Genomic DNA, 9,580 nt, shown 5'->3' on the forward strand with positions numbered 1-9,580 from the left:
TATTAATAAGTGCTTTTTTATTTTCACCTGAGCTAAGGTTAAATTAGCTTAGTAAAGGTATCAAATTGAAGTTAGTCCCCACACAATGGCCACAAGAGTCGTCAATGCCATTAAAATAAAATAGATAGTTCCGACAAAGCTATAGGTTAACAAAGCCATTATATAACCCTGTTTATAAACTCGCTTTTGCATAACAAACAAATAAATAGGGATCCATAACAGCCAAATAAAACCAATTCCCCCTAAAGCGCTTGCTGTATAAAGTGCAATATCGCTACCTATTTCTTCAAAATAATCGTGGGTTACATCAATTAAATCTATTGAGAGTAAACTCACAAAAATAAAGCTATGACTATGCAATGCCACAGTTAAGTGTTCCATATATAGTCGTTTAGAAAAAATAAAAACTAGTTTAAGCAGTAGCGCAAATAGCGGTAAAAGCACAAACATTAATTGTGGTAATTTTCCTAAGACCTCAGTCACTAAACGGTTAGTATCCGTTGAAAAAGTTTTCTCCGCCTTTTCACCTAATTCGTCGCCAAAATCATTTAGCTTTTTATTACTTTCAGCCGACAAAAAATCAAATGACAAACTATCATCTTGATTATTGCCAATAGTAATACCATCACTTTTATCGCCCGCCTCTATTTTAACTCTCTCAAGTTCCAGGGTAACAAGCTGTCGTGTCGCTTTAACAAGCTTGTTATTGTCTGCAATTGAAATATCAAGGCTTAAATCTTTTAGGTAATCATTAAAGCGGAGCAAATCGGCATTTATTCTAGTAAGTTCAGTACTCTCTTTTTGAGTTAACACCGCGAGTCTTTTTTCATCAAGCTTTTCAATATGTTCAGTAACTTGAGCGATAGCGGCTTTATTATTTTTCAGCTCAATAGTGTGCTTTTCTTCTGATGAAACCGTTAGTTTTAGCGTTAAAAAGAAGACAATACTAATAAACAAATACAAGCGTATTGGTGGTACATAATGAACCCGCCTACCAGAAAAATATTCATTGGTTAGAAAACCGGGGCGGAATATTAAAGGAAATAAAGTACGACTAGCACGAGAATCAAAACTAAAAATGTCATCAAGCAAGTGTAAAATAACCACCCAAAAATACTTTAAGGTTGAGTCAAGCGATTGTCCGCAGTTAGAACAAAAATCACCCGTGACAACTTGATGACAGTTCTCACATGACTTTTCAGTTAATGCGTTGTTATGACTCTCTTCCTCTGTTGAAGAAGCGCTCTCAGCAGCAGTAAGAGCAGTACTTTCATGTTCAGCACTATGAGGTAATGACATATTATTATTTAGACAATGTGTTCAAAAATTCACAAAAGCATATCATTATGTGAAATAAATGTTGCAATATTTTATCGCTATTTGCTTTTTAAGCGTGCTCTCTCTAATACGATCTGCTAAATTTACTGCTATCAAAATTAAGCAATAACATTAATTATTGCCATTCATCAAAGTTAATTTGTTGAAGTTTTGCCCTAAAGCCAACACAGGAGAATTATAATGGCGTTTGAAGTTAAGTTTGAATTATCTGAAGCAGATCTAGATCACTTCCGCGACGTAATGCGCAAAGCACAACAAGGCGCAAAAGCATTAAGTGAAGCAACAATTATAGAGAATGCAAAAAAAATCAGCGCCAACATTAAAGATAATGTGCCTGAGTTTGTTCGTATTCGCATTCAAAAATTAGAAACCTTTGTTGCCATGATTGAAGACTCTGAATGGCAGATACCTGAAGAAGAGCGTGTAGAAGTGTTAAGTGCTCTTGCGTATTTTAGCGATCCAGAAGACTTAGTGCCTGATCATATTCCTGTTCTTGGCTTTTTAGATGACGCGATTATGATTGAGTTAGTCGCTGGTGAGTTCAGCGATGATGTAGAAGCCTTTGAAGAGTTCTGTAACTATAGAAGTCGTGAAGAAGGCCGTAAGGGTGATGCTACAGTGACTCGTGATGAATGGTTAGATGCAAAACGCCGTGAATTACATAGCCGCATGCGTAACCGTCGTAATACTCGTCGTTCAGGTCGTTCTTCATTCCGTTCGGTGTTTTAACAACGTTTAATGTTATTAGTTCAATCAACAACTGCAAAAAGGGCTGCATAATGCAGCCCTTTCTTATTTAAATCACTTTTAACGACTTTAACTACTTTAATTTTTCAACAAAAGTTTTCTTAAACTTAGCTAGTTTAGGTGAAACAACCGCCTGACAATATTGATTTTCAGGGTTATTCTTAAAATATGCTTGATGATAATCTTCAGCAGCATAAAAAGTTACCGCAGGTGAGATATTAGTTACCGTCGGCTTATCAAAGGTATTATTTTCGTTAATTTCAGCAAGAATATCTTTAGCAACGTCGACTTGCTCATCATTATGGGTAAAAATCTCAGAGCGATACTGCGTACCAACATCATTACCTTGATGGTTTAAATGTGTTGGGTTGTGCAAGCTAAAGAATATTTCTAACAATTGTCGGTAGCTAATCACGGTACTGTCAAAATGTATTTGTACTACTTCAGCATGCCCAGTAGTGCCTTTACAAACTTCTTCATAAGTTGGCGTGGTAGTCTCTCCCCCCATATAACCTGAAATTGCCTTTTCAATGCCTTGGATACTATTGTAAGCACCTTCAATGCACCAAAAACAGCCACCAGCTAACGTCGCCACTTGTATATTATTTTTTGCCAATTCTTCTGTCATTATAAATCCTCGTTGGGAAAGTCAACATTACCCTACCTATTTATGCGCTAGCTCAGGTATTATCCTAAGTAAATAAGGTAATATGCTGCCTGTAATCATTGCATTATATGCTTAAGGATGTAAAAGAAAAACCTATGACTCACTTTTTAAAAGGGGCAAACCAAGTACAAGCCATTATTGCGCTACGTGGTGTTGCTATTATTATTCAAGTACTATTGATTCTTTTTGTTAATATCGCTTTAAAATATCAACTTCCTTGGGCACCACTATTCTTTATAATTGCTGTTGAAGTAGCATTCACCTTAGCAAGTATGCTTTATTACAAACAAGCAAGTATGCTCAACCAAAATAGTGCTCAGCAACAAAAAGCGATATTAATACAAACCTCTGCTGATATTATTTTTCTCTCGTGCTTATTATTTTTTAGTGGCGGGGCAACCAATGCATTTGTCTCGTTGTTGTTAATTCCTATAGCCATTGCAGCGGTTACGCTAACACCTGCGCTATTGTCACTCGTAGCCTTATTAGCGATAGGCTCATACAGTATTTTATTATGGTTGCTACCAATGAGCGTTATGCATGGCAACATGCAAGGGCACTTTATTGCGATGGGAATTAACTTTTTATTTTCCGCTTTAGTGGTTGCTATTGTTGTCGGTAAAATGGCACGTAGTATTAATAAGCAACAATTAGCCATTGCCAAGTATCGTGAGAATTTATTAAAGCAAGAACAAGTCACTTCTCTCGGGGTTGCTGCAGCACAAGTGACTCATCAACTCGCCACTCCTATTACCACAGTACAATTACTTGCTGATGAACTTAGCGAAGATTTTCCTAATAGTGAGGTTATTGGTGATATGCAAGTTCAATTAGCTCGCTGTAGAGTAAGTTTAGATGAATTCAGGGAAATGGTTTTCTCCATAAAAGAGCAAAGGATTACAGCAATAAGTACTCAAACATTATTAAATGAAATAAAAGCCAATGTTGAGGTAAACTATCCTGAAATAGCTCTTGATATAGAACAGCTTAACCACGAAAGTACAATGGTTATGGCTGACGCAGCATTAATGCCTGCGATATTAAATTTAATTAATAATGCGGTTAGAGCGACTAAAAATAATGGCAGCTCTGCGTTAGTAATTACTAGTATGACGTGTGAAAAAAACTGGCAACTGATTATTCGAGATTTTGGTAAAGGCTTTACCTTAAAAAAACTCAACGAATTAGGTGTTAAGCCCGTAACTAGCACTCAAGGTTTAGGTATGGCAGTATTTCTTAGTCACGCGAGTTTAGAAAGAATAGGCGGTAAACTAACCTTAACCAACCATATTGAGGGTGGAGCATTAGTTACATTAAGTTTACCTTGCCAGACAACACAACAACCCACTGCAAATAAATAGTCATACGACTATGATGCAGCCACCCTAAGTTAAGTAACACAATAATGAAATTATTACTCGTTGAAGACGATAACGCTTTCGCTAACACCTTAATACGGCGACTCAATAAAAACGGTTATGATTGCGTTCACACCGACAATAATAGCGATGCTTTATTAGCATGTCGTAAACACTTACCTGACTATATTTTACTCGACATGAAATTAGCTCAGGAAACCACTCTAAACATAATTAAACCATTACGCCAGCTAAGACCACAAAGCCGCATTATTCTATTAACGGGCTTTGCTAGTATTGCTACCGCCGTTGATGCAATAAAGTTAGGCGCTGACGATTATTTATCTAAGCCGGTCGACAGCCAAACACTACTAGCAGTATTGAGTAATACCAAACCAACAGCAATTCACTTAACCCCTGAGAATGAGCCAACATTATCAGCAGAGCAAGTAGAATGGCAACATATTCAACAAGTGCTAAAAGCGAATCAAGGCAATATTTCTGCCACTGCTCGACAATTATCGATGCATAGGCGCACTCTACAGCGCAAACTGCAAAAGCGGCCGCAACATTAAAATAAGATTAAAACCACCAATAACTCTTATAAAACTCTATAGCCTGAACTCAGGTTATTTACTAAAATTATAGGCAACATGTTGGTGAAAGCGGATCACTAGCTCGTCTTTGCTTGGTGATATTTCTAATTCGCTCGCCATTAACTGCATTGCTTGCTCAATTTGATTCAAAAATCGGCCAAAACCGTGCTCGGTACTATTTTCCGGTGTTGCAACAAAAATAAGCTGCACGCTATCGGTGAGCTCGCTAGCATCCCACTTACTAATAATTCCGCAAGGGCTTTGCTCGGGGTTGTAACCCAGCATTTGCAATTCACCTACTCGAGAAACAATTTCATGAATACTATATCTAACAATAGGTACCAAACCATTAGCTACCAACGCGCCATTATTTAAATTATAACGTTTAGCTGCCATGGTAAACACGTCTGTTAAGTAAGTGTATAACGGGTTATATGGGTCTTGTGAATGCGGGTCGATTTCCACTAAGTTTAATAAGTGATTACTAATATTTAAATTTACAACCGCATAATTCATCGCACTATGGTAAGTCGGTATAGTCACTTGCTGACTTGCATAACGTTTATTAATTTGACGTAATTTATGTGCTTGAGTATTTAAGCAGCCTTTATTTTTGGCAAATAAATCATACGTTAAGTGCTGGTGATCTCGTAAGCGTACATCTTCAATATCTAAATTAATTTGTTCGGCAAACTGAGCTACCACAGCACTAACCCGCTGGTGAAACTGTGCCGCATTAAAGCGAATATCATTACCGGTTGCTAAGAATAACAAGCAGATTTTTTTAGCCTTTTGACTACCATCAAAAAAAGATTTTTTTAGTTGGTGCTGCTCAGGATCATAATAAAACAGTATTTGCTGATTAGTCTGCCACTGATGCATTTCTTGACTAAAACGTACTCTCGCTAATTTATCATTAGCAATAAAGTGGCAATTTTCTAATTCAACCGCATCAGTTAACTCAAAAAATAGTGTCGATAATTTTTGATAAAAGTCATAATACGGCTGAGACTTAGCCTCAAGATAGTAAGGGGTTATTTGCTGTAAAAATTCATCGGTAAGCGCAAACTCGGCCAGTATATATTGGTTGTCTCGTGCATTGCTCGGCAAATAAGCTTTGTGTGCGGCACTTCGTTTTCTGATAATTGACATAGTTATCCCTAAATGTAATTACGTTATTCTTCACAAGTAAGCTATTAACGATAGGCTGAACCAATTTATGCAACTTATTGTTAAATTAGCTTCAGATTAATAGGCGCAGTATAGGCTCAGTAAATGAAGCTTTTGTGTGCTTTTTATGTCACAAATATGACAAGCTTTATATTGAAATATTAAGGAAAAAATTTGTTACCTGATCAACAATCACTCATTACAGCGATCAATCAAACCATGCCTTTTGGAAAGTATGCTGGCAGAAAATTATTACAATTACCTGAGCCTTACTTGGTTTGGTTTCACAGTAAAGGCTTTCCAGAAGGTAAGTTAGGCGAGCAACTTGCTTTAATGTATGAAATAAAACTCAATGGGCTTGAAGAAATGTTAAAGCCACTTTTGCATACTGATTAAACGCCTCTCTTACTAGAGTAAATAATTATAAAAAACTTAAATATTAATGCTCTGGGTTATATCTGTTTTAGCTAAGAAACTGTTTTCCAAGGTAATCAATTTTTAGTCTTAGTCTCGATATTTTAATCACACTAATCAGTTACAAATCGCTGCTAATTTGTACAATTTTTTACTTGCATATGCAGGCTAAATATTTTTAAATTAATTGTCATCTGCGCGTCATCAAGGTTTAACAATCCCCTTCCAAAAGGGTAACCCTAAAGCAATGCAACCTTTAGGTTTGGCGACATAAATTGACCACTAAGTAGTATGTTGTAGTAATTATTGTCAATAATAGCAGCATAAAAATTGACACTAATTATTTTATTTATCAAATATTTACTATGTATTTTTGTGAGGTAAACAAATGAAAAGACAAAAAAGGGATAAATTAGGTAGAGCACATTCTAACGGTTATCAAGCAGGCTTAGGGGGCAAAGCTAAAGAGCAATGTCCTTACCAAAACTTAGAAGCAAAATCAGAATGGCTTGGCGGCTGGCGCGAAGCAATAACTGATCGAAACATGGGGTTATATAAATAGTTTCTGTCACGTTGTTAGGTAACAATATTGTTATTTATTGTTGTAGCTAAATACTTTGTTACCTAACCATTAGTTGATATTAGTACGACCTAACACAGCCACTTATTGTTAGGCTTAAATTACTCTTGAAAAACGCTGCTGGTTAATATGCTTATTCATATAAGCGTCAAAACTCATACAAATAATGCGAATCAACAAACGAGCTTTCGGTGAAACTTGAATAGTATCTTGTGTATTTTCAACTAAGTTGTCGGCAATAAAGGTATCAAGTAAAGGTAAATCATCTTTAAAATATTCGTTAAAATTAATTCCATACCTATCACTAATAACACGCTTATCTAAAAATAAATTGCACATTAACTCACGAATAACATCACCACGAATAATGTCATCTTGGGATAAACTAAGCCCTTTTTCTTGTGCGTGTTTTTTATCGGTAATAGCCTGATAATAAGCTTTTAGTTCTTTAATGTTTTGACTAAAACTGTCGCCAATTGCACTAATAGATGACACCCCTAAACCAAGTAAGTCACAACTGCCTCTAGTGGTGTACCCTTGAAAATTTCGATGTAACTCGCCATTACGTTGCGCAACAGATAACTCATCCTTTGGTTTAGCAAAATGGTCCATACCAATAAAGTCATAACCCAGCTCACATAAAGTTTCAATGGCAAGCTTCATTAAGGCAAATTTCTCTTGGGTGTTAGGCAACCACTCATCACGTAATTTACGTTGCGCAGCAAAGCGACTCGGTAAGTGTGCATAACTAAATAACGAAATGCGATCAACATCCCACTCATGAGCTTTAACTAAGGTTTTATGAAAGTTAGTGAGTGTTTGATGAGGTAAACCATAAATTAAGTCAATATTAATGGACTTAAAACCTACTGCTTTGGCATGCGCAATAAAATCACCGATAAACTCGGTAGATTGCACGCGATTAATCGCTTCTTGTACCTTTAAGTCGAGATCTTGAACCCCTAAACTTAAACGGTTAAAGCCAAGTGAAAATAAATGCTCAGCTAAATCCATTTCTATTTCACGTGGATCAATTTCAATACTCATCTCTAGATCATCAGCAAAGTTAAACTTTTCTTTTAATAAAGTCACTAACGTTGTGATTTGTTGATGCGTTAAAAAACTCGGTGTACCGCCACCCCAATGTAATTGTTTGACGGTATATTCATGAAATAAAGGTGCCTGTGAAGCAATTTCTTCGGCTAAAAACTCAAGATATGTATCAGCCTTACCGCGATGGCGAGTCACTACTTTATTGCAACCACAGTAATAACAAAGGGTGTGGCAAAAAGGAATATGCACGTATAAAGACAAGTCGCGATTGTGAGAATTTTCTATCGCTTGAATAAAGTCGCTTTGACTAAAACTTTCATGAAATTCTAACGCCGTTGGGTATGAAGTATATCGAGGCCCGCTGGTGTTGTATTTATTAAGTAAAGTGTTATCAAAAAATTGGCTGACTTTCATTTATAATTACCGTGAATAAAGTATCACGGTAATTATAAGGCATCAGTAAAAGCTAATATTGATATTGATCAAGCACTCGGTGATAAATACTCAATTTGCTCACTAGTAAACTGATACAGTAACTCAAGCTCAATAACAATATTATCGTGTAATTCAGACTCGGCCTTCATACGTTGGTAATCTTGTTGCATGCGCTCTTTTTTAGGGAGTTTTTTACGCTCTTCTAAAATTGACAAGGTTTTAATTTTTTCATACAAACCAAAAATGGCTGGAAACTTTTGTTCAAGTTCAGTGTGTGTTTTTAACGAGCCTAATAATACCGATATTCGCCAGCAGCCTTCGTCAAACTCACACTGTTCTTCTTTCATTGCTCGAGTAATAAGTAACACACTATCAAGCACTTTTTTATCATGCTTGTTGAGCGCTTGTTGACGCGCTATTTTAGCCTGTTGCTGCTGCGCCGTTTGTACTGAAAGTTGTTTCAATAACTTACCTGCATAAAATGCTAAGCCTGCAATAACAACAACCGCAGCAATTAATGCATATTGCCAAAAATCTAACATAGTAATTAATTTTTCTCGAAATCAGAAAAGTCGTGCCCGTCTAGCTTATCCCATAAATCGTCTTCACTGTCGTTGCCAACGTGCTCATCTTCGTCATCATCACTGTCATCAATACCCAACTCAGCAGTTAGCACCTGATGACGTTCCATCATTTCATTGTAATACTCAACTTCTTGCTCAGTCAGCGCAATATCTTCATCATACTTAGCAAGAATTGCCAATAAGGCTTCATCTTGCTCAATCGCTTCAAGCTCTTGCTCTGGCGAAAAAACAGGCTTAACTGGCTCAGCAAAACGAACACCCGCAATAGCTTGTGCTACTTTTGGTTTATGTGATTTTTGCTGCGTTTTTTCTGCTTTTTCAGTGATTTTTCCTAGGGCGATAGGGGTTTTATTTCCTAAGCGCGGGTCTTTTTTAGCCGCTGACTGGTTCGCATTGTCTTTTTCAATTTTTGCTTCTTTTTGACGGTTTCCCGCCTGCTTTCCTGTTGTTTTACGAACGCGCTTTTCTACTTTAGCTAACTCTTGTTTACTTAACTTAGGTTTGGCTGTTGGCGCGCCACCTGGTTTTCTTGATTTTTTCGTGCGTGACATGGTTTTACACTCAACTTTAGCAATAATGGCGACTATTTTACGTTATTCACTCACTAAAAGCCGCAAAAAAGAGATAAAAAAAGCGTC

At 36.7% G+C, this 9,580-nt stretch carries 11 protein-coding genes; 5 read left to right on the forward strand and 6 right to left on the reverse strand.

What is annotated here, in order from left to right; genetic code table 11:
• Positions 1-60 precede the first annotated feature (60 nt).
• Positions 61-1,299, reverse strand: a complete 1,239-nt coding sequence (locus KO495_RS10375; RefSeq protein ID WP_215980340.1) for a DUF3667 domain-containing protein — start codon at positions 1,297-1,299, stop codon at positions 61-63.
• Between the two features lie 219 nt (positions 1,300-1,518).
• Here KO495_RS10375 and KO495_RS10380 point away from each other — a divergent pair, with 219 nt between their 5' ends.
• Positions 1,519-2,067 carry a YkvA family protein gene (locus KO495_RS10380; RefSeq protein WP_215980341.1) on the forward strand — a complete coding sequence of 183 codons (549 nt, stop codon included), beginning with the start codon at positions 1,519-1,521 and terminating at the stop codon, positions 2,065-2,067.
• Positions 2,068-2,158: 91 nt separating this feature from the next.
• Here the strand turns inward: KO495_RS10380 and msrA are convergent, their stop codons facing one another.
• Positions 2,159-2,713 carry a peptide-methionine (S)-S-oxide reductase MsrA gene (msrA, locus tag KO495_RS10385; protein WP_215980342.1) on the reverse strand — a complete coding sequence of 185 codons (555 nt, stop codon included), beginning with the start codon at positions 2,711-2,713 and terminating at the stop codon, positions 2,159-2,161.
• 134 nt (positions 2,714-2,847) lie between these two features.
• On the opposite strand from msrA, the gene KO495_RS10390 reads away from it, so the two are divergent.
• Both KO495_RS10390 and KO495_RS10395 read left to right on the forward strand, forming a co-directional pair.
• A complete protein-coding gene (locus tag KO495_RS10390) occupies positions 2,848-4,113 on the forward strand; it encodes a HAMP domain-containing sensor histidine kinase (RefSeq protein ID WP_215980343.1) in 1,266 nt (421 codons plus the stop codon).
• 44 nt (positions 4,114-4,157) lie between these two features.
• Positions 4,158-4,685 (forward strand): response regulator, encoded by a 528-nt coding sequence (locus KO495_RS10395; protein WP_215980344.1) that lies wholly within the window; start codon positions 4,158-4,160, stop codon positions 4,683-4,685.
• Positions 4,686-4,739: 54 nt separating this feature from the next.
• Here the strand turns inward: KO495_RS10395 and KO495_RS10400 are convergent, their stop codons facing one another.
• On the reverse strand, positions 4,740-5,858 hold the full coding sequence (locus KO495_RS10400; RefSeq protein ID WP_215980345.1) for a DUF3083 family protein: 1,119 nt from the start codon (positions 5,856-5,858) through the stop codon (positions 4,740-4,742).
• A 237-nt stretch (positions 5,859-6,095) separates the two neighbouring features.
• Between KO495_RS10400 and KO495_RS10405 the strand changes: the two genes are divergently transcribed.
• Together KO495_RS10405 and rmf are read left to right on the forward strand one after the other, a co-directional pair.
• Positions 6,096-6,272, forward strand: a complete 177-nt coding sequence (locus KO495_RS10405; protein WP_252738908.1) for a DUF3820 family protein — start codon at positions 6,096-6,098, stop codon at positions 6,270-6,272.
• Positions 6,273-6,678: 406 nt separating this feature from the next.
• Positions 6,679-6,852, forward strand: coding sequence for a ribosome modulation factor (gene rmf, locus KO495_RS10410; protein ID WP_215980347.1), 174 nt, complete (start codon positions 6,679-6,681; stop codon positions 6,850-6,852).
• A 114-nt stretch (positions 6,853-6,966) separates the two neighbouring features.
• On the opposite strand, the gene hemN is transcribed toward rmf, so the two are convergent.
• The 3 genes from hemN to yihI all read right to left on the reverse strand — a co-directional run bounded on the left by hemN (position 6,967) and on the right by yihI (position 9,493).
• Positions 6,967-8,337 (reverse strand): oxygen-independent coproporphyrinogen III oxidase, encoded by a 1,371-nt coding sequence (gene hemN, locus KO495_RS10415; RefSeq protein WP_215980348.1) that lies wholly within the window; start codon positions 8,335-8,337, stop codon positions 6,967-6,969.
• A gap of 68 nt (positions 8,338-8,405) precedes the next feature.
• Positions 8,406-8,900, reverse strand: coding sequence for a DUF2489 domain-containing protein (locus KO495_RS10420; RefSeq protein ID WP_215980349.1), 495 nt, complete (start codon positions 8,898-8,900; stop codon positions 8,406-8,408).
• 5 nt (positions 8,901-8,905) lie between these two features.
• The gene (yihI, locus tag KO495_RS10425) at positions 8,906-9,493 is read right to left on the reverse strand and encodes a Der GTPase-activating protein YihI (protein ID WP_215980350.1); all 588 of its coding nucleotides are present in this window, start codon (positions 9,491-9,493) and stop codon (positions 8,906-8,908) included.
• Positions 9,494-9,580: the final 87 nt, after the last annotated feature.

The organism is Colwellia sp. D2M02 (genome assembly GCF_018860755.1).
Classification (GTDB): Bacteria; Pseudomonadota; Gammaproteobacteria; order Enterobacterales; family Alteromonadaceae; genus Colwellia; species Colwellia asteriadis.

What these genes read in the sequence shown, in the direction of transcription:
- KO495_RS10420 (WP_215980349.1), bottom strand. Translation starts at nt 8,900, where the DNA reads ATGTTAGATTTTTGGCAATATGCATTAATTGCTGCGGTTGTTGTTATT.
- hemN (WP_215980348.1), bottom strand. Translation starts at nt 8,337, where the DNA reads ATGAAAGTCAGCCAATTTTTTGATAACACTTTACTTAATAAATACAAC.
- yihI (WP_215980350.1), bottom strand. Translation starts at nt 9,493, where the DNA reads ATGTCACGCACGAAAAAATCAAGAAAACCAGGTGGCGCGCCAACAGCC.
- KO495_RS10400 (WP_215980345.1), bottom strand. Translation starts at nt 5,858, where the DNA reads ATGTCAATTATCAGAAAACGAAGTGCCGCACACAAAGCTTATTTGCCG.
- KO495_RS10375 (WP_215980340.1), bottom strand. Translation starts at nt 1,299, where the DNA reads ATGTCATTACCTCATAGTGCTGAACATGAAAGTACTGCTCTTACTGCT.
- KO495_RS10395 (WP_215980344.1), top strand. Translation starts at nt 4,158, where the DNA reads ATGAAATTATTACTCGTTGAAGACGATAACGCTTTCGCTAACACCTTA.
- msrA (WP_215980342.1), bottom strand. Translation starts at nt 2,713, where the DNA reads ATGACAGAAGAATTGGCAAAAAATAATATACAAGTGGCGACGTTAGCT.
- KO495_RS10380 (WP_215980341.1), top strand. Translation starts at nt 1,519, where the DNA reads ATGGCGTTTGAAGTTAAGTTTGAATTATCTGAAGCAGATCTAGATCAC.
- KO495_RS10405 (WP_252738908.1), top strand. Translation starts at nt 6,096, where the DNA reads ATGCCTTTTGGAAAGTATGCTGGCAGAAAATTATTACAATTACCTGAG.
- rmf (WP_215980347.1), top strand. Translation starts at nt 6,679, where the DNA reads ATGAAAAGACAAAAAAGGGATAAATTAGGTAGAGCACATTCTAACGGT.
- KO495_RS10390 (WP_215980343.1), top strand. Translation starts at nt 2,848, where the DNA reads ATGACTCACTTTTTAAAAGGGGCAAACCAAGTACAAGCCATTATTGCG.